At 70.5% G+C, this 23,955-nt stretch carries 18 protein-coding genes; 11 read left to right on the forward strand and 7 right to left on the reverse strand.

The window, feature by feature from the left end; genetic code table 11:
- Nucleotides 1-352: 352 nt before the first annotated feature.
- The 8 genes from FXO18_RS01670 to FXO18_RS01705 all read left to right on the forward strand — a co-directional run bounded on the left by FXO18_RS01670 (nucleotide 353) and on the right by FXO18_RS01705 (nucleotide 10,626).
- The gene (locus FXO18_RS01670) at nucleotides 353-3,994 is read left to right on the forward strand and encodes a nitrate reductase subunit alpha (protein WP_149360044.1); all 3,642 of its coding nucleotides are present in this window, start codon (nucleotides 353-355) and stop codon (nucleotides 3,992-3,994) included.
- A 55-nt stretch (nucleotides 3,995-4,049) separates the two neighbouring features.
- On the forward strand, nucleotides 4,050-5,669 hold the full coding sequence (narH, locus tag FXO18_RS01675; RefSeq protein ID WP_149359331.1) for a nitrate reductase subunit beta: 1,620 nt from the start codon (nucleotides 4,050-4,052) through the stop codon (nucleotides 5,667-5,669).
- Nucleotides 5,666-6,448, forward strand: a complete 783-nt coding sequence (gene narJ / locus FXO18_RS01680; RefSeq protein WP_149359332.1) for a nitrate reductase molybdenum cofactor assembly chaperone — start codon at nucleotides 5,666-5,668, stop codon at nucleotides 6,446-6,448. The genes narH and narJ overlap by 4 nt, the downstream gene beginning before the upstream one ends.
- On the forward strand, nucleotides 6,445-7,176 hold the full coding sequence (gene narI / locus FXO18_RS01685; protein WP_149359333.1) for a respiratory nitrate reductase subunit gamma: 732 nt from the start codon (nucleotides 6,445-6,447) through the stop codon (nucleotides 7,174-7,176). The genes narJ and narI overlap by 4 nt, the downstream gene beginning before the upstream one ends.
- A gap of 53 nt (nucleotides 7,177-7,229) precedes the next feature.
- On the forward strand, nucleotides 7,230-8,618 hold the full coding sequence (locus FXO18_RS01690) for a wax ester/triacylglycerol synthase domain-containing protein (RefSeq protein WP_187774132.1): 1,389 nt from the start codon (nucleotides 7,230-7,232) through the stop codon (nucleotides 8,616-8,618).
- A gap of 105 nt (nucleotides 8,619-8,723) precedes the next feature.
- Nucleotides 8,724-9,515 (forward strand): SDR family oxidoreductase, encoded by a 792-nt coding sequence (locus FXO18_RS01695; protein ID WP_149359335.1) that lies wholly within the window; start codon nucleotides 8,724-8,726, stop codon nucleotides 9,513-9,515.
- On the forward strand, nucleotides 9,512-9,988 hold the full coding sequence (locus FXO18_RS01700) for a hypothetical protein (RefSeq protein ID WP_149359336.1): 477 nt from the start codon (nucleotides 9,512-9,514) through the stop codon (nucleotides 9,986-9,988). The genes FXO18_RS01695 and FXO18_RS01700 overlap by 4 nt, the downstream gene beginning before the upstream one ends.
- Nucleotides 9,985-10,626: a pyridoxamine 5'-phosphate oxidase family protein gene (locus FXO18_RS01705; protein WP_149359337.1), complete on the forward strand. Its 642-nt coding sequence runs from the start codon at nucleotides 9,985-9,987 to the stop codon at nucleotides 10,624-10,626. Before FXO18_RS01700 ends, FXO18_RS01705 begins: the two co-directional genes overlap by 4 nt.
- Nucleotides 10,627-10,638: 12 nt before the next feature.
- Here the strand turns inward: FXO18_RS01705 and FXO18_RS01710 are convergent, their stop codons facing one another.
- From FXO18_RS01710 to FXO18_RS01725, 4 genes are read right to left on the reverse strand one after another with little or no spacing between them, the layout of a single operon-like run.
- Nucleotides 10,639-10,980 (reverse strand): tRNA-binding protein, encoded by a 342-nt coding sequence (locus FXO18_RS01710; protein WP_149359338.1) that lies wholly within the window; start codon nucleotides 10,978-10,980, stop codon nucleotides 10,639-10,641.
- Between the two features lie 39 nt (nucleotides 10,981-11,019).
- Nucleotides 11,020-12,090, reverse strand: a complete 1,071-nt coding sequence (locus FXO18_RS01715) for an NUDIX hydrolase (RefSeq protein WP_149359339.1) — start codon at nucleotides 12,088-12,090, stop codon at nucleotides 11,020-11,022.
- 38 nt (nucleotides 12,091-12,128) lie between these two features.
- Nucleotides 12,129-13,892, reverse strand: coding sequence for an ABC transporter ATP-binding protein (locus tag FXO18_RS01720; RefSeq protein WP_149359340.1), 1,764 nt, complete (start codon nucleotides 13,890-13,892; stop codon nucleotides 12,129-12,131).
- Nucleotides 13,889-15,544: an ABC transporter ATP-binding protein gene (locus tag FXO18_RS01725; protein WP_407936430.1), complete on the reverse strand. Its 1,656-nt coding sequence runs from the start codon at nucleotides 15,542-15,544 to the stop codon at nucleotides 13,889-13,891. Before FXO18_RS01725 ends, FXO18_RS01720 begins: the two co-directional genes overlap by 4 nt.
- 283 nt (nucleotides 15,545-15,827) lie before the next feature.
- On the opposite strand from FXO18_RS01725, the gene FXO18_RS01730 reads away from it, so the two are divergent.
- Nucleotides 15,828-16,553: a hypothetical protein gene (locus FXO18_RS01730; protein WP_149359342.1), complete on the forward strand. Its 726-nt coding sequence runs from the start codon at nucleotides 15,828-15,830 to the stop codon at nucleotides 16,551-16,553.
- Between the two features lie 16 nt (nucleotides 16,554-16,569).
- Here the strand turns inward: FXO18_RS01730 and FXO18_RS01735 are convergent, their stop codons facing one another.
- Entirely contained in the window at nucleotides 16,570-17,190 is a 621-nt protein-coding gene (locus FXO18_RS01735; RefSeq protein ID WP_149359343.1) for a hypothetical protein, read from the reverse strand.
- Nucleotides 17,191-17,476: 286 nt separating this feature from the next.
- Between FXO18_RS01735 and FXO18_RS01740 the strand changes: the two genes are divergently transcribed.
- Both FXO18_RS01740 and FXO18_RS01745 read left to right on the forward strand, forming a co-directional pair.
- Nucleotides 17,477-18,361, forward strand: a complete 885-nt coding sequence (locus FXO18_RS01740) for an alpha/beta fold hydrolase (RefSeq protein ID WP_149359344.1) — start codon at nucleotides 17,477-17,479, stop codon at nucleotides 18,359-18,361.
- A 104-nt stretch (nucleotides 18,362-18,465) separates the two neighbouring features.
- On the forward strand, nucleotides 18,466-22,026 hold the full coding sequence (locus FXO18_RS01745) for a TM0106 family RecB-like putative nuclease (RefSeq protein ID WP_149359345.1): 3,561 nt from the start codon (nucleotides 18,466-18,468) through the stop codon (nucleotides 22,024-22,026).
- Between the two features lie 185 nt (nucleotides 22,027-22,211).
- Here FXO18_RS01745 and FXO18_RS01750 read toward each other — a convergent pair whose 3' ends face one another.
- Nucleotides 22,212-22,790 carry an AMIN-like domain-containing (lipo)protein gene (locus tag FXO18_RS01750; protein WP_235900383.1) on the reverse strand — a complete coding sequence of 193 codons (579 nt, stop codon included), beginning with the start codon at nucleotides 22,788-22,790 and terminating at the stop codon, nucleotides 22,212-22,214.
- A gap of 115 nt (nucleotides 22,791-22,905) precedes the next feature.
- Nucleotides 22,906-23,898, reverse strand: a complete 993-nt coding sequence (gene egtD, locus FXO18_RS01755; RefSeq protein WP_149359346.1) for an L-histidine N(alpha)-methyltransferase — start codon at nucleotides 23,896-23,898, stop codon at nucleotides 22,906-22,908.
- Nucleotides 23,899-23,955: the final 57 nt, after the last annotated feature.

The raw sequence follows: 23,955 nt of genomic DNA on the forward strand, positions 1-23,955 counted from the left end.
CTTCACGATTCGCACGGGGTCGAGCGCTCGACCGCATCGTAAATTCTGTGTTCCCCGCCTCTGCGCTTCCCGCGAGAGCCACATCACACAGGATGGCCTAACCCCGCAGGTGGAAGCGCGATCCCGCGGTCCCAGGAGGCCGGGGCTGTAACTGGTGTGTTGCGCTGATCGCACGCCCGCCCGAAGTGTCCGGTGCGATGCCACTCGCGCATTGAACCGCAGGTCACAGCCTCTATACAGTTCGGTCCACCAGGCCAGCCTGCCGCAGCTCGAGAGGACCGACGTGACCGATATAGCCGACCCGCCCGCCCCGCGCGGCAGCACCACGGACATCGCCGATTCCCTGCTCCGCATGGGCCGCCACTTCCAGCGCGGCGAGGCCTCCGAGGACATGCGCAGCCTCCACAAGACCGGCGGCCGTGATGCTGATGCGTTCTACCGCGATCGCATGTCCTACGACAAGGTCGTCCGCTCCACCCACGGCGTGAACTGCACGGGCTCGTGCTCCTGGAAGATCTACGTCAAGGACGGGATCATCACCTGGGAGGCCCAGCAGACCGACTACCCGTCCATCGGGCCGGACAAGCCCGAGTACGAGCCGCGCGGCTGCCCCCGCGGCGCCTCGTTCTCCTGGTACACCTACTCCCCGGCGCGCGTGCGCTACCCGTATGTCCGTGGCGCGCTGCTCGAGATGTACCGGGCCGCGAAGGAGCGCCTGAAGGATCCGGTCCTCGCCTGGGCCGATGTGGCCGAGGACCCGGAGAAGTCGGCCCGCTACAAGGCCGCGCGCGGCAAGGGTGGCTTCGTGCGCGCCGAGTGGTGGGAGGCCGCCGAGATGGTCGCCGCCGCGCATGTGCACACCATCAAGAAGTACGGCCCCGACCGGGTCGCCGGGTTCTCGCCCATTCCGGCGATGTCGATGGTCTCCCACGCGATCGGCGCGCGGTTCATCTCGCTGATCGGTGGGGCGATGCTGTCGTTCTACGACTGGTATGCCGACCTGCCCGAGGCGTCGCCGCAGGTGTTCGGCGATCAGACCGATGTGCCGGAGTCCGCGGACTGGTTCGATGCTGGGTACCTCATCATGTGGGGCTCCAACGTGCCTGTCACCCGCACCCCGGATGCCCACTACATGACCGAGGCGCGCTACCGCGGCCAGAAGGTCATCGTCGTCTCGCCCGACTATGCCGACAACACCAAGTTCGCTGACCAGTGGCTGCCCGCGCGCCCCGGCACCGACGGCGCGCTGGCGATGTCGATGGGCCATGTGATCCTCAAGGAGTTCTTCGTCGACCGGACCACCCCCCGGTTCAACGACTACGTCCGCCAGTACACCGACCTGCCGTTCCTCGTCACCATCGCCGAGCGCGAGGACGGGACGCTGGTGCCCGGCAAGTTCCTCACCGCCGCGGACCTCGGCGACACCACCGACGGATCGGATTTCAAGACCGTCCTGCTCGATGACGCCACCGGCGAGCCGTTCGTCCCCGGCGGCTCGCTCGGCCACCGCTTCACCGAGGCGGGCAAGGGCAACTGGAACCTCAAGCTCGACGGCATCACCCCCACCCTCACCCTCTACGATGCGGTATCGGGCAGCGAGAGCGCGGAGCTGCTGCTGCCCCGCTATGACACCAACACCCCCGAGCTGCTGCACCGCGGCGTGCCCACCCGCATCGTCGCTGGCAAGCGCGTCACCACCGTGCTCGACCTGATGCTCGCCCAGTACGGGGTGCACCGCGACGGGCTGCCCGGCACCTGGCCCGCCGGCTACGACGACCCGTCCGAGCCCTACACCCCCGCCTGGCAGGAAGGCATCACGGGCGTCAAGGCCGCGGATGCGATCAAGGTGGCCCGCGAGTTCGCCGACAACGCCGAGCGCTCTGGTGGCCGCTCGATGATCCTCATGGGCGCGGGAACGAACCACTGGTTCCACTCCGACCAGATCTACCGATCCTTCCTCGCGCTGACCCTGCTCACCGGCTGCCAGGGCGTCAACGGTGGCGGCTGGGCCCACTACGTCGGACAGGAGAAGTGCCGCCCCCTCACCGGCTGGGGCACCCTCGCGTTCGGGCTGGACTGGACCCGGCCCGCCCGCCAGATGCAGGGCACCATCTTCTGGTACCTGTCGACCGACCAGTGGCGCTACGACCCCTTCACCTCCGAGGTCATGGCGTCCCCGCTCGCCAAGGGAGCGTTCGCCGGGCGCACCGCCGCGGACAACATCGCGCTGGCCTCCCGGCTCGGCTGGATGCCCACCTACCCGTCGTTCAACCGCAACCCGCTCGATCTCGTCGATGAGGCGGAGCGCCTCGGCAAGGACCCCATCGATCACGTCGTCGACGGGCTCAAGACCGGCCACCTGCAGTTCGCGTGCGAGGACCCCGACGCGCCCGAGAACTTCCCGCGCGTGCTGACGGTGTGGCGATCGAACCTGCTCGGTTCCTCGGCGAAGGGCAACGAGTACTTCCTCAAGCACCTGCTCGGCGCGGACACCAACCTGCGCGCCGACGACGCCACCGGCATCCGCCCGCAGGAGCTCAAGTGGCATGACGACGCCCCGGCCGGCAAGCTCGACCTGCTGCTGTCGCTGGACTTCCGCATGACCTCGACGACCCTGTTCTCCGACATCGTGCTGCCCGCCGCCACCTGGTACGAGAAGCACGACCTCTCGAGCACGGACATGCACCCCTTCGTGCACGCGTTCTCCCCGGCGATCTCCCCGCCCTGGGAGGCCAAGACGGACTTCGAGGCGTTCCACCGCATCGCGCGCGGCTTCGGCTGGCTCGCCGAGAAGCACCTCGGCACCCGCAAGGACATCGTCGCCACCCCGCTGATGCATGACACCGCCGACGCCACCGCCCAGCCCGGCGGCATCGTGCGGGACTGGAAAGCAGGGGAGTGCGAGCCCATCCCCGGGGTGACCATGCCCAAGCTGCAGGTCGTCGAGCGTGACTTCGCCGCGGTCGCGGAGAAGATGGCCGCCCTCGGCCCGCTCGTCGAGCAGATCGGCCTGACCGTCAAGGGTGTCACCACGTTCCCGGACGAGGAGGTCGAGCACCTCAAGGCCACCAACGGTGTCGTGCCGAGCGGTCCCGCCGCCGGGCGACCGATGCTGAAGAAGGACACCCACGCCGCCGAGGCCGTCCTCGCGCTGTCGGGCACCACGAACGGCCGCCTGGCCACCGAGGGGTTCCAGAGCCTCGAGACCCGCACCGGCACCCAGCTCGCCGATCTCGCCGCCGAGCACGAGGGCAAGCGCATCACCTTCGCCGACACCCAGGCCCGCCCCGTGCCGGTGATCACCTCGCCGGAGTGGTCCGGCTCGGAGTCCGGTGGCCGCCGCTACAGCCCGTTCACCATCAACACCGAGCGGCTCAAGCCCTGGCACACCCTCACCGGTCGGCAGCACTTCTACCTCGACCATGACTGGATGGCCGAGCTCGGCGAGCAGCTCCCGGTGTTCCGGCCGCCACTGGACATGACGGCCCTGTTCTCCGAGCCCACCATCGGCAACGTCGGTGACCGCGAGGGCACCCCCGCGATCACGGTGCGGTACCTCACCCCGCACTCGAAGTGGTCGATCCACTCCGCCTACCAGGACAACCTGCACATGCTGACCCTCTCGCGGGGCGGCCAGGGCATCTGGATGTCCGCGGTCGACGCCGCGCGCATCGGGGTGGCGGACAACGACTGGATCGAGGCGACCAACCGCAACGGCGTCGTCGTCGCCCGCGCCATCGTCTCCCACCGCATGCCCGAGGGCACGGTGTTCATGTACCACGCGCAGGACCGGGCCGTGGACGTGCCGCGCATCGAGCGCACCGGCAAGCGCGGCGGCATCCACAACGCGCTGACCCGCATCATGATCAAGCCCTCGCACCTCATCGGCGGCTACGCGCAGCAGTCCTTCGCCATCAACTACCACGGTCCCACCGGCAACCAGCGCGACGAGGTCACCACCATCCGGCGCCGCGACCAGGACGTGCAGTACTGATGCGCGCCCCGAACAGCCCGTCCGCGAACCCCCGGCCCAAGCGAGGAGCAAGCCAATGAAACCAATGGCCCAGATCGCCATGGTGATGAACCTGGACAAGTGCATCGGATGCCACACCTGCTCGGTGACGTGCAAGCAGGCATGGACCAACCGGCCCGGCGTCGAGTACGCCTGGTTCAACAACGTCGAGACCCGCCCCGGCCAGGGCTATCCCCGCCAGTACCAGGACCAGGAGCGGTGGAAGGGCGGCTGGACGCGCACCAAGCGCGGCACCGTCACCCTCAAGTCCGGCTCGCGGCTCAAGCGGCTCGCCAACATCTTCGCCAACCCCGACCTGCCCACCATCGCCGACTACTACGAGCCGTGGACCTACGACTACAGCTCCATCCTCGGCTCCGGGCCGATGGACACCACCCCGGTGGCCCGGCCCAAGTCCGCCATCACCGGCGATGACACCACCATCACCTGGGGCGCGAACTGGGACGATGACCTCGGCTCCGGGCCCGAGGCCATCGCGCAGGACCCGATCCTCAAGCAGGTCGGCGACAAGATCAAGCTCGAGTTCGAGCAGACGTTCATGTTCTACCTGCCGCGCATCTGCGAGCACTGCCTCAACCCGTCCTGTGCCGCGTCGTGCCCCTCGGGCGCGATCTACAAGCGCGCCGAGGACGGCATCGTGCTCGTCGACCAGGACAAGTGCCGCGGCTGGCGCCAGTGCGTCACCGGCTGCCCCTACAAGAAGATCTATTTCAACCACAAGACCGGCAAGGCCGAGAAGTGCACGTTCTGCTACCCGCGCGTGGAGGTGGGCATCCCCACCATCTGCTCGGAGACGTGCGTGGGCAGGCTCCGCTACATCGGCGTGATGCTCTATGACGCCGACGCCGTCAAGCAGGCATGCGAGGTGCCCGACGACAAGGACCTCTACCCGGCGCAGCTCAACGTGTTCCTCAACCCGCACGATCCCCGCGTCGTCGACGCGTGCGAGAAGGCCGGCATCTCGCCCGAATGGATCGACGCCGCCCAGAACTCGCCCGTCTACAAGCTCATCGCCGACTACCAGGTCGCGCTGCCCCTGCACCCGGAGTACCGCACCATGCCGATGGTCTGGTACGTGCCGCCGCTGTCGCCGGTCGTCGATGCGGTCACCGAGTCCGGCGGGGACGGGGAGGACGGCGACAACCTCTTCGGCGCCATCGATGCGCTGCGCATCCCCATCGAGTACCTCGCGGAGCTGTTCACCGCCGGTGACCCCGGTCCCGTGCGCGCTGCTCTCCAGCGGCTCGCCGCGATGCGCTCGCACATGCGCCAGATCAACCTCGGCGAGGAGGTGGACCCCACCATCGCCGAGTCGGTGAGGCTGACCAGCTACGAGGTGGAGGCCATGTACCGGCTGCTCGCCATCGCCAAGTACGACGAGCGCTACGTCATCCCCACCGGAGCCACCTCCGACGCCCACAAGCTCGAGGCCATCGCCACCTCGTGCAGCCTCGACACCGACGGCGGGCCCGGCATGAACCCCGCCGGGATGACCGCGTTCGACGCGATGGCCGACAAGTTCCACCTCCTCGATGACGCGAACACCGCCGCGCCCGAGGATAAGTCGGGCCGGGTCAACCTGCTGAACTGGGACGGCCGCGCCACCGACGGGATCGTCCCGGAGCACGTGTCATGAGCCTGCGCGGAATGCTGCGGCGCCCCGGCACCACCTCGGACGACTACAGCGACCGGGAGAAGCGGCTCGTGTGGCGCCTCGCCGCGCTGCTGCTCGACTATCCATCGCCCAACACCCTCGTCATGCTCGGCGACCTGTGCGACGCGACCTACCAGATCAGTGATCCGGCCGCGGAATCGCTGCGCGCCTTCATTACTCATGCCGAGTCCACGCCCCAGCTCGCTCTCGCCCAGGCCTACGTCGAGACGTTCGACATGCGCCGCCGCTCGAGCCTGCACCTGACCTACTACGCCTACGGCGACACCCGCAAGCGTGGCACCGCCCTGCTGATGATGAAGCAGGCCTACCGCCGTGGCGGGGTGGACATCGGCGAGCAGGAGCTGCCCGACTACCTGCCGGCCGTCCTCGAGTTCGCTGCCACCGCCGATCCCATCGGCGGGGAGCGGATCCTCGCCCGGCACCGGGCCGTGCTCGAGCTGCTGCGGCTTTCCCTGCATGACAGTGGCTCCCCGTATGCCAGCGTCCTCGATGCCCTATGCGCCACGCTGCGGCCGCTGACGACCGTCGATCGCGCCGAGATCAATGTCCTCGCGGCGGAGGGGCCGCCCGAGGAGGAGGTCGGCCTCGATCCCTACGCCATCGACCCCACCCTTGCCGAGCATCCCCTCGCCCAGCGTGCCCGGCCCCGGGGCGATTCCGCTGGTGGCTGCGGCACGAGCTCGGTGCCGGAGCTGCTCGGCCAGCCCGCCTTCCCCCAGACACCCGGAGGACCCCGGTGAACACCCTGCTCTGGCAGATCCTTCCCTACATCGCGCTCATGTCGTTCGCGCTCGGGCACCTGTGGCGCTACCGCCACGACCAGTTCGGCTGGACCACTCGCTCCTCGCAGATCTACGAGACCCGCCTGCTGCGCCTCGGCAGCCCCCTGTTTCACTTCGGGCTGCTCGCCGTCATCGGTGGCCACATCGGCGGCCTCGCCATCCCCAAGTCCTGGACCCAGGCCGCGGGCATCTCCGATCACGCCTACCACTACCTCGCCGTCATCCCTGGCACGCTCGCGGGCATCGCCGTGGTGGCGGGGCTCGCGATCCTGCTGTACCGGCGCATCACCGTCCCCGCTGTCCGCAAGGCCACCACCCGCGGTGATATCGCCATGTACACCGTGCTCGTGCTGACCATCCTCACCGGCATGGTCAACACCGTGTGGGAGAACATCGTCGCCGGGGGCTACGACTACCGCGAGACCGTATCGCCCTGGTTCCGCTCGATCTTCTACCTCGGTCCTGACCCCACGCTCATGGAGGGGATCCCGCTGAGCTTCCAGCTGCACGCCCTCGCCGCGCTCGCGCTGTTCACGATGTGGCCCTACACCCGGCTCGTGCACGTCTTCAGCGCCCCCGTCGGCTACCTCTTCCGCCCCTACATCGTCTACCGCAGCAAGGACCTCGCCAAGAAGGGACGCACACCCTACGACCGGGCCTGGGAGACTGCCAATAGTCGCCGCTAGCCGCGCGATCGATGAACGGGAAGACGTGCTGCCCTGCTGATAACGTACGTGTCATGGCCGAAATGGATGACGCGAGCTCCTTGATCTGGCACATGTCGCGGAAGCTGCCGCGTCGCAACATGGCGAGCATGAATCTCATCGAGCTCGACGGCAGCGAGGCCGCGCCACGCACCGCCGAGCAGTTCCGGGAGTATGTCGCCGCGCGGCTCCAGGGCCACCCGTTGTACGCGGCGGTGCCCCAGCCGTCACCGCTGGGCCTCGGCCGCGCCGCGCTTCTCCCGGGCGGGGAGCCTGATCTTGCCTGCCACGTCGTGGTCAAGCCGGTATCGGGCGAGCAGAAGTGGGCCGATGCCTGCCGGGACTTCGTCGATATCGCCGAGGAATCGCTCGACGAGGATCGCCCGCCGTGGCGGATCACCATGCTCACCGGGCTGGCCGAGGCGCCCCTGCCCCTCAAGGATGCCGCGGCGATCATTCTCTCCGTAGACCACGCGGTGCTCGATGGCGCATCATTCGTCCAGCTCGCCCGCCAGCTGTTGCCCCCGCAGCCCCATGCGGTGCAGGCACGCCCGGAGCCAGCCGTGGCGCCGCGACAGGATTCCCGCGCGACGGTCGCCGCGGCGCTCGCCGACATCCCGCGGCGGGCCCGCACCATCGCAGGATCGGTGCGCGAGGCCCGGCAGGCGACCAAGCAGCCCCAGGCCGCGCGCCAGCCCCGTCCCCGCACGATCTTCGATGCGACCGGGTTCACCCACCGCATCTATGACGGCTTCCCCTTCCCGTTCGCGCACCTCAAGACGATCCGCCAGCTCGTGCCCGGCGCCACCATCAATGACGTCGCGCTGTCCATCATCGCGGGCTCCCAGCGTCGCTACCTCGAGCGGTACAGCACCATTCCCGAGCAGCCCATCCACTGCGCCATCACCGTCGCCCTGCAGCGGCACGGGCACCAGCGCACGACCGGAACCTCGGCACAGCTCGGCAACGAGATCTCCGCCGCGAGCATCCCCATCGACCTGCGCCCCGCCGACGTCCATGAACGCCTCGCTGCCATCACTACCGAGTCCCGCGCGCGCAAGGAGGCCCTGCGCGTGGGGGCCCGCGTGCCGATCGAGCGGGCGATCCGCACCCTGCCGCCCGGCATGCTCGCCGCGGCCATGCGCCTCGCGCCACGACGCACCGGATCGCCCTTTAACACCAGCCTGACCAACGTGCCAGGCGGGCCGGATCCCCGCTACCTCGCCGATGCCCCTGTTCGTGCCACGTTCGGGCTTCCCCTGGTCAACCCCGGCGCCCACATGTCCCATCACCTCAGCTCGTTCAGCGACACCGCATCGCTCGGATTCATCGCCGACGCGACGTCCCTGGAGCACCCGCGCGACTACATCGCGATGCTCCGCGATTCGCTCGATGAGCATTACCGGCTCGCCACGGGAGCGTAGGGCACTCGCGGCTCCCGCCGACGCTAGGCTGGCAGCACTATCCTGGGCATCGCCACCCCTGGGCAACAGGGGCCCAGCCGATCGCGAGGAAGGGGTATCCCGCCCGTGCCTGCCACCCGCCCCACTGTCCTGATCACCGGCGCCGCCGCCGGTATAGGCAGGGCCACCGCGCTCGCCTTCGCCCGCGCTGGCTACCTCGTCGGTGCCTACGACGTCGATGAGCCCGGCACCGACCGGCTCGCCCGCAGCGCCCCCGCGGGCAGCATCGTCCCCGGCCATCTCGACGTCACCGATCCTGACTCGTGGACCGCGGCGCTCGAGGCGTTCATGGATCGCACCAGCGGCCGCCTCGATGTGCTTGTCAACAACGCCGGGATCCTGCGCGCCGGGCCGTTCGTCGACATTCCTCTCGACGCCCAGCACCAGATCACCCGCGTCAACGTCGACGGCGTGCTCAACGGCTGCTACCTCGCCCACCCCTACCTCAAGGCCACCCCGGACGCGCACGTCATCAACCTGTGCTCCGCCTCCGCCATCTACGGGCAGGCCGAGCTCGCCACCTACTCGGCCAGCAAGTTCGCCGTCCGTGGCCTCACCGAGGCGCTCGACCTCGAATGGCGCCGCGACGGCATCCGCGTCACCGCCGTGTGGCCGCTGTTCGTCGACACCGGCATGATCGCTTCCGAGAAGACCAGTTCGATGAAGACCCTCGGCGTGCGGCTTAGCCCCGAGGACGTCGCCGCGCGCATCGTGGGCATCGCCCGCCCGCGCCGCTGGCACCTGCCCCGCCCCGTGCACGTCCCCGTCGGCGCCCAGGCCAGCGCCATGCTCGCCAGCGCGCAGATCACCCCGCTGCGGCTGCTGCGGGCCATCAATCGGCGGATCGATCACGCATGAGCGGCCACGATCCCACCGCTGCGAGCTCGACCGGGCGACGCCCCCACGGCGTCGATGACGAAACCGTCGCCGCGCTCGGCAAGCTATCCGAGGCCCTCGAGATGGTCGAGCGGGCCCGCGGCCACCTCTACTCGTTCCACCAGCTCATCGGGGGAGCGGACAAGCGGCTTGGCCACGCCGTCGACCAGCTCGCCGACGCTGGCCACGAGGAGCTCGCCGACCGGCTGCGCACCGAGCTGATCGGGCTCAACGTGCTCGACGGCCGGTGGACCTTCCAGGTCGTCGAGGAGTTCGACGATGGCTACTGGAGCACCTTCCGCGAGCTCGAGCGCCACGCCCGCGACACTCTCGCCGGGGGCATCCGTCACACCCTCGAGGCCGAGGTGAAGGAACACAACCGCACGCCCGGCCGGCCTGGCCACGAGCCCGCACCGCCGCGCCGCGATGCAGCCACCGAGGGTCCCGAGCGATGAACAACCACTACCATCACCTCGTTCTCGGCGAGCACGCGCTCGCCCGCCAGCACCGCAACGGCTCCTACGTCGCCTACGGCACCCACCTCGAGCGCCCCGACGACGGCCCGCAGGACCTCAGTGACCGCGAGCTGCGCTTCCTCGCCCGCGCCTTCCAGTTCCACCTCGCCACCATCACCCCCGCTGGATGGCCTTACATCCAGTACCGCAGCGGGCCCCGCGGATTCCTCCAGCACCTCGGTGGCAACCGCATCGGCTTCGCGGACCTGCGCGGCAACGCCCAGTACGCCTCGGTCGGCAACATCGAGCACAACGGGCGCGCCGCGCTGATCCTCATCGACCATCCGCGCCGCCAGCGCCTCAAGCTCCTCGGCACCGCCACCGTCATCGACCGCGCCGACGATCCGGAATTGCTCGAGCGGCTCGTCACGATCGGCACCACCCGCATGGCGGCCCAGGCCGAGCGCAGCATCATCCTCGACATCGAAGCGCACGACTGGAACTGCGCCCGCAGCATCGTGCCGCTCTACGACCGCGACTACATCGCCGAGCTGTCCGGCCTCTACCAGGCCGAGCTCGGGGAACTGCGCAGCGAGGTGCAGCGGCTGCGGGCCGAGGTCGATCGGCTGCGCGGCTAGACAGGTGCGCGACTAGGCCAGCACGGTGCCGTCGGGACAGGGATGGTCCACCGTCACCAGCGTCACCGCCCCGTCCTCGCGATGCGCGCCGAGCGTGAGCACCTCGGACCTGACGCCCGCGATGCGCACCGGCTCGAGGTTGCACACGCACGCCACCTGCTTGCCGACGAGCTGCTCGGGCTCATAGAGGTCGGTGATCTGCGCGCTCGAGGTGCGGACGCCCAGCGGCCCGAGGTCGATGCGCAGCACGAGCGCAGGCTTGCGGGCGCGGGGGTTGGTCCGCGCCTCGATGATGGTGCCGATGCGCACCTCGACGGGACCAAGGTCTGCGAGGGTCGCGCCACCGATGGCCATGAGGGCTCCTCCGGGGTCAGTGATTCAGGTGCCGGTGAGTCAGGTGCCGGGCTGGCCCGGCGGACGGCCCGACTCGGTGTAGGGAGCGCCGGTGCCGTCGAGCGCGGCGAGCGCGGCCTCGATGCGGCGGGCGGTGAAGTCCGCGCACACTCGCCGCACCTGCTCGATGCTGCAGAACTGCGCGCCCCGGATCTCCTTGGCCTCGAGCACCATCCGGTCGACGATGCTGCTGTCGTGGATGCCGCCGTCGAACACCAGGCACACCGCGTCGTCCCAGCCGCCCCAGGGGGGAAGCCAATCGGTGAGCACCAGGGGACCGGCATCGAGGGTCACGCCCAGTTCCTCCTCGGCCTCGCGGCCCGCCGCGAGATGCGGCGACTCGCCGACCTCCACGACCCCGCCCGGCAGGTCCCAGTCCCGCTTGTAGGTGAGCTGGCACAGCAGCACCCGCCCCTGCTCGTCGCGGACGATCAGCTGCGCGATGGCGCGCTTGCGGGGCAGGAAGGCATTGAGGATCTCCCGGAAGCCCGCCGGATCGTAGAGAGGCCGGTCATCGGCGAGGCGCGCGAGCACCACAGCATCGCGCAGCCGCCCAGCGCCAGCGGCTTCCTCGGCGCTCTCGCCCGCCCGGATCGCGCCCTGCCGCAACGTTCCCTCGCGGCGCATGCCGGCACGGGTGGCGAGGCGGATGGACCGCTCATCGTCCGGATCGACGTGGGCCTGCAGGCGCACGTAGCCGAGCGAGTCGAAGGCGTACTCGGCGAGCAGCGCGAGCGCGCGGGTGGCCAGGCCGCGGCCCCGGTTGCCCGCGAACAGCATCCACGTCAGCTCCCCGGTTCGATCAGCGGTGCGGCGGACCTCCACGTAGCCCACGGGCAGGTCCTCGTGCTCGATGACGAGGCTGAGCAGCTCGCCCGCGCGGAAGGCCTCGGTGGCCTCGTGGGGAGCATCGGCGAGGCGCTGGGAATCAGGCGCGCCGATCCAGCGATGCGCCTCGCTATCGTGGCCGCGCAGCGCCACCTCGATGTCGCTGTCGCGCCACGGCCGCAGCGTCACCACCCCATCGGTGAGCACCGGGGGCTGCTGCTGCTCCATCGATTCTCCGACCACGGGTGCTAGCTTATCGTTCCGCGCCTCCAGGCAGCCGCTCAGCGCGCGCTCGTCCCGGCATCGGCCCACGCGGCCCACAACCGCGCATAAGCCCCGGGCCGGGCGAGCAATTCATCGTGGGTGCCTTCCTCGACGATGCGTCCCTGGTCGAGCACGATCACACGGTCGGCGGACCGGGCCTGGTTGAGCCGGTGCGCGACGATCAGCGCGGTGCGGCCCGCGCAGGCCTCCCGCGCCGCGGCCTCGAGGGCACGGGCACCGGCGCTGCCCGCCTCCGCGGTGGCCTCATCGAGCACCACGACCGGCGGATCGGCCAGCATAAGCCGAGCGAGCGCGAGCTGCTGGGCCTGAGCGGCGGTGAGGCGATGGCCGCCCTCGCCGACCTCCGTGGCCAGCCCGAGCGGTAACTCCCGGATCCACTCCATGGCCCCCGCGCGGGACAGCACCTCGACGACCTGCTCATCAGTCGCTGCGGGGGCGGCCAGGCGCACATCGTCAACGATGGTCCCGGTGAAGACGTGCACCTCCTGGCTGAGGATCGCGACCACCTCGCGCAGGCGGTCGCCGAGGCTCTCGATGGGCTGCCCGCCGATGGTGACCGAGCCGCGCGTCGGCGGGTGGCTGCCCGCGGCGATCTGCGCGAGCGTGGACTTGCCCGCACCGGTCGCACCGACGAGCGCGATCCGCTGGCCCTCGGGAATGGTCACGGTGATGCCGTGGAGCACTTCATGGTCACCGTCGTAGGCATGATGGATCCCCGTCAGCTCGACGGCGTGGGCCCGCGGCAACCGCTCGGGAGCCGGTGCGGGCACCGCGTCGGGATGGGAGATCACGCCGACGAGGCGCGCCAGGCTCGCCGTCGCCGACTGCATGTCATCGAACGTCCACAGCACCAGCCCGATGGGGTTGAACAACCGATGGAACAGCAGCGCCGCCGCCGCGGTCTGCCCGACCGACACCTCACCGGCCTCGACGAGCAGGAACCCGACCGCGAGGACGCTGGCGAGCCCGATGAACTCGGCGCGGTTGCCCCGGCCCACGAAGCGGGTGAACAGGCCGAACACCGAGACCGACAGATCACGCGCGCGAGCCGAGGCCGTATCGACCAGCCCCACCTGCCGGTCCTCGAGCTGATAGGCCCGCACGGTGCGGGCGGCGTGGATGCTGCTGACCAGGGCCTCGGAGCGCTCGCCCATCGCGATGCGCTCCGCCCGGTACATCGGCCCCGACCGCGGCAGGTAGAACCGTAGCGCCAGCCAATACATCGGGATGGCCACCAGCCCAGCGAGGCCGAGGCGCCAATCGAGGCCGAACATCGCACCGATGCTGAGGATGACCATCAGCACCGCGGTGACGAGATTGGGCACCACCTGGGTGACGGCCTTGCCGATGGTGGCGACGTCATCGCCGGAGCGGGAGAGCACATCGCCACGGCCGCTGGCATCGAGCACGGCCAGGGGCAGCCGCAGGACGGTCGCGACGAACCTCTCCCGCAGCTGCGCGAGGATGGTCTCGCCGATCCTCGCGACGAGGTAGTAGGAGACCCCGGCGAGGCTTCCCGCCATCAGCGCGGCCACCACGAGGATCGCGATGTAGGGCGCGATGCGCGTGCCGGGGGCGCCCTCGCGCACGGCATCGACGAGGATGCCGAGCACGAGCACGGGCACGATGGCGGCGACGGTCGCGCCGAGCGAGGCGAGCAGGGCGACCGCGACGTCGCGCCACCGGGCGCGCAGCTCGGTGCCCAGCCAGCGCGCGGTGGCGCGGGGCGGGGCGATGGGCAGGAGGTGCTGCTCGCTCATCGCGCCACCTCCGCCCGGTAGGCAGGCTCGTGCTGCATCAGCCAGGCATGCGTCGCGATGGACGCCACCTCGCCCCCGCGCAGCTCGACCACTCGATCGGCGGCGGCGAGCAGTGCTGGGCTGCGCGTGATCGTCACCGTGGTGCGCCCCGCGCGCAGCGCCCGGATGCCAGTGGCGATGGATTGCTCGGTGACGGCATCCACGGCGGTGGTGGGATCGTGCAGCACGAGGATGGGGGGACTGGCGTGCAGCGCCCGGGCGAGGGCGAGCCGCTGGCGCTGCCCGCCGGACAACGTGGCGCCACGATCGGCGACAGCATGGTCGAGCCCGTCGGGATGGGCGGCGACGACATCGGCGGCAGCGGATGCGGCGAGCACGCGGTCGAGCTCGCCGCTGTCCCCGCCGAGGGTGATGTTGTCGCGGATCGTGCCGGCGAACAGCTCGGTGTGGTGTGGCTCGACGAGCAGCGCGCTGCGTGCCTGGGCCAGCCCGAGGAGGGCGGCATCGGTCCCGTCGATGAACACGGTGCCATGCTGGGGAGCATGGCTGGCGAGCACGTCGGCGAGCGCATCGGCGTCGCCGGGATCGTGGGCGAAGATCGCGATGTGCTCCCCGGGGTCGATGGCGAGGTCGATGCCGGAGAGCCCGCGGTGGGAGACGCCGCGCAGGGCCAGTCCGGTACCGGTCGGCGCGGGGGCGCCGGCGGGGCCCGGGGCGGTATCGAAGGGCGCCTCGAGGACGAGCGCGATGCGACGCGCGGAGCCGCGCGCGGCGGCGAGCATCGGCGGGATCGACGCGAGCAGCCCGAGCGGCTCGAGGAGGAACTGCGCGAGCCCGGCGACGATGATCAGCTCGCCCGGGGTGAGCGCCCCGGTCAGTGCCATCCAGCCCGCGCCGCCGACCACGCCGACGGCGAGCAGCGCGCTGGCGGTCACGCCGAGCGCGGTGACGAGGCTGTGCGCGCGGGCGGCGCGCAACCGGGCGGCGAGGGCGGCCTGGCTGCGCCGGTCGAACAGGGCGGTGGCGCTGGACTCGGCGCCGATGCCGCGCAGCGGGCGCATGCCGGTGACCACGTCGGTGGCGGTGGATGTTGCCCGGCCGACGGAGTCCTGCTGCTGCTCGGTGCGCCGGATCAGGGCGGGGGAGCCGAGCTGGACGAGACCCATGATGGCGGGCGTGCCGAGCAGCACGATCAGGCCGAGGGGCAGCGTGGTGACCAGCAGCGCGACGGAGATGATGGTGAGCGCGGTGAGGGCGGCGACGGCACGCGGTATGAGGTCGAGGAACCAGGCGGTGTTGTCGGCGTCGGTGGTGGAAATAGTGGTGAGCTCGCCGGCCTTGAGCGGAGCGCGGATGCCGCGCGGGTCGAGGATCCGCCCGGCGACCTCGACGCGCAGCGCGTGCGATTCACGCTGCACGGCGGTGACGACGATGCGCGCGCCGAAGCGCCAGGAGAAGGTGAGCACCAGGAACAGTGCCCCGAGCGCAGCGATCGCGAGCACGAGGAACCGGAGGTCTCCGCTGGCGATCGCGCGGTCGACGATGATGCCGATGGCGATCGGCACGGCTGCCTCGGCGGCCTGGTGGAGGCTGACGAGCACGGTGGCGCCAGCGAGGGGCCCGCGGTGGCGGGAGAGAGCCCGCGCGAGCAGGCGTGAATCACCCCCGTGGGCAGGTGCCGTCGCTGACGGTGGATTGGTCTCGACGGTTCTGGATGCGGGGGCGGGCTGGGTGTCGTGCTGCGTGGTCGCCACAGTTAGGCAAGTCAACCCTAAAACCAAGAGTTTTGCATCCCCGCAGCGTGCAGCGGTGGCCAGCGCGCAGCGGCACGCGGCAACGAGGTGATCAAGATTACGTACCAACACGCGACGGCCCCCGCGACGGCGCCCTACGATAAACCTAAAGTAGACCTTTAGGCATGGGAGGACGTGGAGCATGGATCGCCAACACCACCACGCCTCTCGCCGTCGCCGGGACGAGGCCCGCGCCGCAGCGCCCCGGCGCGCGGCCACACCGCCACCACGCATCACCAGAGGCCGGGTCGCACCACGCCAGGGCCTGCCACCGTTGCCACCGCGGATCCCCGAGCCCGGCCGAGCCGCCCCGGTGCGGCCCTACCGGCCCCATCGGCCATCCGAGTACCGCATCGAGGACTATCGCAGCAGCTACCGCGATGCCGCCCGCCGCGACACCGCCACCTCGTCCCGGGGCGCGGCCAAGCGGGGGGCGAAAGCGGGGCACGCCCGGACAGGAAGCGCGCGGACAGGAAGCGCGCGGACAGGAAGCACCAGGAAGGGCGGAGTGGCCACGAGCCGGTGGCCCTGGGCAGCGCGCGCGCAGCAAGCGCGGTCCACCGGGGACCCGCGCAAGTCAGCAGCCGCGGCCGCGCTCGCCGAGCGCCGCGCCAAGGCTCGCCGCGCGAGGTCCCGCAGCACCACGCTGCACCTCGACCTCCACGCGAGCGGGCTGCCGGGCCGGCCGCACGTCAACCCCATCGGGCTCTCGGTCACCCTGATCCTCGCGGTGATGACCTGGGTGATCCTGCTCGCCCAGCCCTTCGGTGGCGCCATGCTCGGTCCCACGATGCCCTCGAGCGCGTTCATCATCATCGTGGGGCTCGGCCTGTTCGTGATGTGGCAGCTCGACAACAAGTACGACTAGGCGCGCCCGGCCTGGGCTAGCGGACGAGCGTTCGATACGCGTCGTAGAGCTGCTCGATCGTGGTGTCGATGCACAGCCCGGGGCACTCGGGCTCCGTGGATGCCGCCCCGGCTCCGGCAGGACCCTCGGCGCCCAGGATGATGATCACCTGCGGCGCGTCAGCCTCCTCCGCCGTGGTCGCCCCGTCGGCGTAGGTGCTGCTCAGGGGATTGCCGCCGCCAGCGACGAGGAAGCGCGCGTCGCGGTCGCTGGCCTCGGTGTGCACCGCGGAGGCGCCGCCCTCGCCAGGGGTGGCGACGAAAATGCGGAGGATGCCTGCTAGTTCCGTGAAAGTGCTGGTGGCCGTGGCCGCGCTGTCGAGGACCTCGCCGGATTCCGGGTCGATGGCATGCGCGCCGGTGGCGACGATCATCGCGGACTCGAACTCCGCGGGGACCTCGAGGGCATGCCGCCCGGGCTCATCGAAGACGCAGGTGACCTGCTCGCCCGCGGGGGTGCATTCCGCCGGGAGCGCGGCCCCCGCCTGGGCGGGCGCGGGGATCGGCTCGGCGAGGGCGAGCGAGGGCGCGGCGAGGGCGAGGCCGCTGGCGGCGGCGAGCGCGAGAGCGGAACGCAGGTGCTGCTGGGGGTGCTTCATGTATTCCCATCCTTGGTGCTGCCGCGAGCGCGGTGTATGAACGCCTGTGGCGCGACGATAGAACGGGAAGCGGTGGCGCTGGGGCGCGGCGGGCCCCGGGTTGCGCAATCGATGCCAAACGGTGGCCGGATCGCGAGCGGGACCGGCGAGACACGCAAACAGTGAACACTTGTGCACTGAACGTGGCGCCGGGTACATTCGATGACAGTGCAGCTAGAACACCTGTCGCGCCTCAGGAAAGTACACACCTGATCGTGCGTGGCAGCGCAACGACCAGGAGTCCCAGATGAAGCACACCCTCCATGCCGTGGCATTCCACGGCGACGCCCTCCGCTACGTCGACATCGGCGAGGGCGACCCGATCATCCTCGTCCACGGATTGCTCGGCTCCCACGCCTCCTGGGGCGAGCAGATCTCCTGGCTCGCCGAGGACTTCCGCGTGATCGCCGTGGACCTCTACGGCTGCGGCGCCTCCGACAAGAACCCCGGCGACTACACGCTCAGCGCCCACGCCGCCAGCATCCGCGACCTCATGGATCATCTCGGCATCGACCGCGCCGCAGTGGTGGGGCACTCCTACGGCGGCGGTGTCTGCATGCAGATGCTCTACCTGTTCCCCGAGCGCGTCGAGCGCCTCGCCCTCGTCAGCAGCGGTGGCCTCGGCCCCGAGGTGAGCCTCCTGCTGCGCGCCGCGAGCCTGCCCGGCAGCGAGCTCGTCCTGCCCGTGCTCGCCTCCCCGCTGCTGCGCGGCCTCGCCGGGACCGCCGCCCGCGTCGCCGCGATGCTCGGCCGACCCATCTCCGCGAGCCCGAGCACCCTCGAGATCTGGCGGACCTTCGGCACCGTTGCTGACCGCGACGCCCGCCGCGCGTTCCTGCGCATCACCCGGGGCGTCATCGGACCCCTCGGCCAGACCATCTGTGCCGTCAAGCATTTCCCCGACTACCAGCACATCCCCGCCATGGTCATCTGGGGCCGCCACGACAACATGATCCCCATCCTCCACGCCGAGCAGAACCGCGAGGTCATGCCCCACGCCGAAGCCGTCATCCTCGAGGACGCCGGGCATTTCCCGCACCTCGACGAGCCCGTCGCCTTCCACGCCGCGATCCAGCCCTTCCTCGCCGCCATGGCCGGGGCCAGCGGAGCGCGCGCCCAGATCGCGAGCTGAACGCTCCAGCCAGGCCGCGGGGAGCGGACAATGTCGGCATGGCCACGTAGGGTCGTCTGCGATCCCGCACCGCCCGCCCCCGCTGGCTGAATCCTGGAGCCGCCGTGTTCATCCTCGACCCCGCCACCCCGACCCGGGCAGTGTGCAGCGCCACCGACCTCGCACTGGCCGCCACCAGCGAGTTCGACCTGCTGCGGACACTCGATGCGAAGCTTGGCCGCTACGACCTGGCCGCGGCGCGCGAGGACGGGATGCTCGCCCGCGCCGCCGAGCTCGGCGACGAGCACGAGCAACGCCACCTCGAGCAATACCGGCGCGAGCACGGCGACGCGGTGGTGGAGATCCCGCGGCCCCGGTTCACCCACGACGACCTCCTCGCCGCGCACCATGCCACCCTCGACGCCCTGCGCGCCGGAGCCGCTGTCGTCTACCAGGGCACCTTCTACGACGGGCGGTTCGCGGGATTCTGCGACTTCCTCGTCCGCGCCGACATCGCCGCTGCCAACGGAGACGCCACCAGTGGCGAAGCCTCCAGCGCCGGTTACGCCGTCTACGACACGAAGCTGTCCCGGCATGCCCGCGTCACCGCCCTGCTCCAGCTCGCCGCCTACGCCGACCAGCTCGAGAACGAGGGCATCCCCACCACCGGCACCGCGCACCTCGTCCTCGGCGATGGAGCTGTCACCACCCACCAGCTCGCCGACATCCTGCCCGTCTACCGGCAGCGCCGCGCGCGGCTCGACCACATCCTCGCCGTGCACCTCGCCGAGGACGGCCCCGTGCTGTGGGGGGATCCCCGCTACACCGTCAATGTGCACAGCGACCTCGTCGCCGAGGACGTGCGCGCCGCCCGGGATCCCAGCCTCGTCGCCGGGCTCACCAGCGTGCAGCGCGCCCGGCTGATGGCCGCGGGAACCACCACCATCGATGCGATCGCCGCCCTGCCCGACGATGCCCGCGTGCCGGGCGTCTCGTTGGCCGCCCTCGAAAGGCTGCGCGCCCAGGCCCAGGCCCAGCTCATCGAGGAACGCACCGGCACCCCCTACTACCTCCTCCACGCCCCCGATGCCCTCGGGGAGCTGCCCGAGCCGAGCCCCGGCGATGTGTTCTTCGACTTCGAGGGCGACCCCCTCTGGGCGGACGGCGCGGACCCGGACTGGGGGCTGGAATACCTCTTCGGCCTCGTCGAAGCGCCCGAGGAGGACCTCGACGCGCAGCACCCCGGCATGGACACCACCTTCGTGGCGTTCTGGGCGCACGACCGCGCCGAGGAGAAGCAAGCGCTCATCGACTTCGTCGACTACGTCAGCAAGCGGCGGGCCCGCTATCCCGACATGCACGTCTACCACTACGCGCCCTACGAGAAGACCGCCCTGCGCCGCCTCGCCGGCCGGCACGGCGTGTGCGAGAACGAGATCGACGACCTGCTGCGCGCCAACGTGCTGATCGACCTGTACCCGATCGTGCGGCGTGCCCTGCGCGTCGGCAAGCCCTCCTACAGCATCAAGAAGCTCGAGCCGCTGTACATGGGCGACCACCTGCGCGGCGGCGACGTCACCACCGCCGGCGACTCCATCGTCGAGTACGCCCACTTCACCGACCTGCGAGCGCGGGGCGATGACGCGGAGGCCGCCGCGATCCTCGACTCCATCGCCGACTACAACCGCTACGACTGCGACTCCACCCTCCACCTGCGCAACTGGCTGCTCGGCCACGCCCTCGACCACGGCATCGCGCTGCGCGCCGCGACCGAGCCACTCGACCCCGACGACACCCTCGACGACGACACCACCAGCATCCTCGAGCAATCCCTCCTCGCGCGATCCGGCGACCGCCCGCGCGACGACGCCCGCCAGGCCGCCGCCATGCTCGCCGCCGCGCTGAACTACCACAAGCGCGAGCGCAAGCCATTCTGGTGGGCGCACTTCGACCGCCTCACCGCAGCGGATGCGGACCTCGCCGACGCCAACGACGCCCTGCTCATCGAGCACGCCACCATCATCACCGACTGGGACAAGCCCACCCCCCGCTCCAGCTACTGCCGCTACCTGCACCTGCGGGGCGACATGCCCACCGGGTCCGGGGTCCGCGAGGGAGCCGACGTGCACACCCTCTACGCCCCGCCCGCCCCCGATACGCTCAACCAGCCCGTGCCCCAGGGACGCGCCGTCGGCAGCGCGCACCTGTGCACCGAGGAGGAATGCGACGCCGCTGGCATCCGCTACCCGAGCAAGGGCGCCGTCCTCCGCGAGCGCGCCCCCCGCGGCGCCGGGCCGCACGACGACCTGCCCGTCGCGCTCGCCCCCACCGCGCCGCCCGCCACCACCAGCCTCGAGGCCGCCATCGCCACCCTCGCCGAGGAATGCGATGACCTCTGGCCCGACCTGCCCGCCAGCGCCGGGCTCGACATCCTGCAGCGCGCCACCCCGCGCACCCGCAGCGGCCGCCCGCCCGCGCCCGCCACGGGCGGCGATACCGCCACCGCCATCACCACCACCCTGCTCGACCTCGCCGATTCCTACCTGGCCGTGCAAGGCCCGCCCGGCACGGGCAAGACCTACACCGGATCCCGCGTCATCGCCTCGCTCGTCAACGACCACGGCTGGAAGGTCGGCGTGGTCGCACAAAGCCACTCCGTCGTCGAGAACATGCTCGACGGCATCGCCGAGGCCGGGGTGCCCGCCACGCAGGTCATCAAGGCCGAGAACCGCCTCGGCTCCGAGCTGTGGACCACCGTCGCGAAGAAGGCGCTGCCCGGGCTCATCGGTGATGCCCACGAGGGCATCGTCGTCGGTGGCACGGCCTGGACGTTCTCCAACGCCAACCAGGTGCCCGAGCAGTCCCTGGACCTGCTCGTCATCGACGAGGCCGGGCAGTACTCGCTCGCCAACACCCTCGCCGTCACCGCCAGCACCCGCAACCTGCTGCTCCTCGGCGACCCCCAGCAGCTCCCGCAGGTCAGCCAGGGCACCCACCCCGAGCCCGTGGACCTCTCGGCCCTGGGCTGGATCCTCGCTGGCCGCGCGACGATGCCCGAGAGCCACGGCTACTTCCTCCAGACCACCTTCCGCATGCACCCCGCCCTGTGCGAGGCGGTCTCCACGCTTTCCTACGAGGGACGGCTGGGCTCCAAGGCAGAGGTCACCACCGGCCGCCACCTCGCCGGTATCGCCCCCGGGGTCGCGGTGCATGCCATCGATCACCGTGGCAACGCCACGTCCTCGATCGAGGAAGCGCACGCGGTGCGCGAGACCATCGAAAACCTGCTTGGCACCGCCTGGAAGCCCGCCCGCGACCAGCCCGCGCGTCCGCTTGGCGAATCCGACCTGATCGTCGTCGCCCCCTACAACGCGCAGGTGGACCTCATCTCGGTCGTCCTGCGCGATGCGGGCCTCTCCGAGGTGCTCGTCGGCACCGTCGACAAGTTCCAGGGCCGCCAGGCTGCTGTCGCGATCGTGTCCATGACCGCCTCGGCCGTCGAGGACGTGCCGCGCGGCATGGGGTTCCTGATGTCGCGCAATCGGCTCAACGTCGCTATCTCGCGCGGCCAGTGGCTCGCGGTCATCGTTCGCTCGCAGGCGCTGACCGACTACATGCCGACCACTCCCGACGGGCTCGCCGAGCTCGGAGCGTTCCTCGGGCTGTGCGCCGTCGCCACCAGCTGAGGCCGGGCGCTGCTGCTGGCGGCGAGCTGTGACCGCCGCAAACGCGATAGAAGCCGCCGTTCGAACGGGTCGGCTTCTATCGCGCTTGACTGTTTCCGGTGCGTTTGGCGCCAAGAGGCTGGATCCCAGCCGGGTCGTCACCTAGCCCAAGGCTGCACCAGGGCTAGGTGACGGGGGATGGCAAGCTACTGCCAGTAGTGCGCCACGTCGATCACCACGCGCGAGGACGTGCCCGGTCCCTCCAGGGTGAATACCCGGAAAGGCAGCCGTGCTCGCACCCCGAGGCCCAGTGATGTCTGGCCCTCGAACGTCCCGGCGAACGCTACCTGGCGGAACGTGTCGTAGCCCCAGACGTTGACCAGTTCGCTGCGATCGGCGGGCCAGTAAGTGGAGTTGCCATGCTCGTTGTAGGCGGGGGCATGGACGACGACTTGCAGCTGGGCACCGCCGCGCAGGGGCACCTCGAAGCCGGAGCCCTGAGCCCGCACCACATCGACGTAGCGGACGTTGTAGCCCGCGACCGGGCCAGCGACATCGACCACGAGCCGGTCGAAGCACGCGTGGCGCCCCGAACGCACGTTGGTGACCGTGCCGCTGGAGTAGTGCTGCCATGACTTATCGAGGGAGCCCCACGTGATCCCGCAGTAGGGGGACGCGCCTGCCGCTGCCGAGCCAAGTATGCCCGGGCCCGCGACAAGGCCGACGGCGAGAAGCAGCGAGCCCATCATCGACGTGAGAAAGCGTCGGATCGTTGTCGTGCTCACAAAGCATCACCTCTGATCAGGTTGGATCCCGACCTACCTGACATGGTAGTCCCCAAAACCGACACGCACGAGGGATGGCGATGGATCGTTATCTCCCGCTGATCAGGGGCGCGGGCTACTCGACGCGGGCGAGCAGCAGCGCGAACCGCGACCTCGGGTCCTGCCACGCGTGGGCCACCGGCAGCCCCTGCGCGGCCATCTCCGCGGAGAGATCGAGCAGGTCGAACTTCGCGGAGATCTCGGTGCGGATCTCCTCCCCGGCAGCAAGCTCGACATCGAGCCCGGCACCGGGGACGCGGACGGTCATCGCCGAGCGCGCGCGCAGCCGCATCTCGATCCACTTCGCGCGCGCGTCCCACACCGCGACGTGCTCGAACTCCTCGACGGGGAAGTCCGCGCCGAGCTCCCGGTTCATCACCGCGAGCACATTGCGGTTGAACTCCGCGGTCACACCAGCGGCATCGTCGTAGGCGGCGACCATGGTGGCCTCCTCGATGATGAGCCCGGCCCCGATGAGCACATGTTCTCCGGGCCGCAGGGACTCGCGCATCGCGGCGAGGAACGCGGCACGCTCGGCGGGGTCGAGGTTGCCGATGGTGCTGCCGAGGAAGACCATCATCCGATCCGGGTAGTCGGGGACGAAGCGCAGCCCATCGCGGAACCCACCGGCGGAGAAATCACTGACCACCCCGTGCACGGCGAGGCCCGGGTAGTCCTGCTCGAGCTCGGACATCGCGGCGGCGAGCGCGGCGGGGGAGACGTCCTGGGCGACGTAGGTGGCGAGGGTGCCGGACGCATCGAGGGCATCGAGCAGCAGGCGGGTCTTCTCCGAGGATCCGGACCCGAGCTCGACGATGGTGCGCGCCCCGGTGATCGCGGCGATCTCGTTGGCACAGCCGGTGAGCAGGGCCTTCTCGGTGCGGGTGGGGTAGTACTCGGGAAGCCGGGTGATCTGCTCGAACAACTCGCTGCCCGTGGCGTCGTAGAACCACTTCGGGGGCAGCGTGCGGGGCTGGGCGGCGAGCCCGTCGCGGACGTCCGCGACGAGCGCTGCGGCGCGGGCGTCGTCGGCGAGGTGGACGTCGAGGTGCTGGGTGCTGTGGGCCATGGTTCTCCGATTCGTGGGCATCCAAGGGGCTGCAGGGGAAAGGTCGCAGGGGGAAAG

The sequence above is a fragment of the Lolliginicoccus suaedae genome (assembly GCF_008312885.1).
In the GTDB taxonomy this organism is placed as follows: Bacteria; Actinomycetota; Actinomycetes; order Mycobacteriales; family Mycobacteriaceae; genus Lolliginicoccus; species Lolliginicoccus suaedae.

Coding starts and splice junctions, on each gene's coding strand:
- FXO18_RS01670 (WP_149360044.1), top strand. CDS start 353: ATGGGCCGCCACTTCCAGCGCGGCGAGGCCTCCGAGGACATGCGCAGC.
- narH (WP_149359331.1), top strand. CDS start 4,050: ATGAAACCAATGGCCCAGATCGCCATGGTGATGAACCTGGACAAGTGC.
- narJ (WP_149359332.1), top strand. CDS start 5,666: ATGAGCCTGCGCGGAATGCTGCGGCGCCCCGGCACCACCTCGGACGAC.
- FXO18_RS01690 (WP_187774132.1), top strand. CDS start 7,230: ATGGCCGAAATGGATGACGCGAGCTCCTTGATCTGGCACATGTCGCGG.
- FXO18_RS01700 (WP_149359336.1), top strand. CDS start 9,512: ATGAGCGGCCACGATCCCACCGCTGCGAGCTCGACCGGGCGACGCCCC.
- FXO18_RS01705 (WP_149359337.1), top strand. CDS start 9,985: ATGAACAACCACTACCATCACCTCGTTCTCGGCGAGCACGCGCTCGCC.
- FXO18_RS01710 (WP_149359338.1), bottom strand. CDS start 10,980: ATGGCCATCGGTGGCGCGACCCTCGCAGACCTTGGTCCCGTCGAGGTG.
- FXO18_RS01720 (WP_149359340.1), bottom strand. CDS start 13,892: ATGAGCGAGCAGCACCTCCTGCCCATCGCCCCGCCCCGCGCCACCGCG.
- FXO18_RS01730 (WP_149359342.1), top strand. CDS start 15,828: ATGGATCGCCAACACCACCACGCCTCTCGCCGTCGCCGGGACGAGGCC.
- FXO18_RS01735 (WP_149359343.1), bottom strand. CDS start 17,190: ATGAAGCACCCCCAGCAGCACCTGCGTTCCGCTCTCGCGCTCGCCGCC.
- FXO18_RS01740 (WP_149359344.1), top strand. CDS start 17,477: ATGAAGCACACCCTCCATGCCGTGGCATTCCACGGCGACGCCCTCCGC.
- egtD (WP_149359346.1), bottom strand. CDS start 23,898: ATGGCCCACAGCACCCAGCACCTCGACGTCCACCTCGCCGACGACGCC.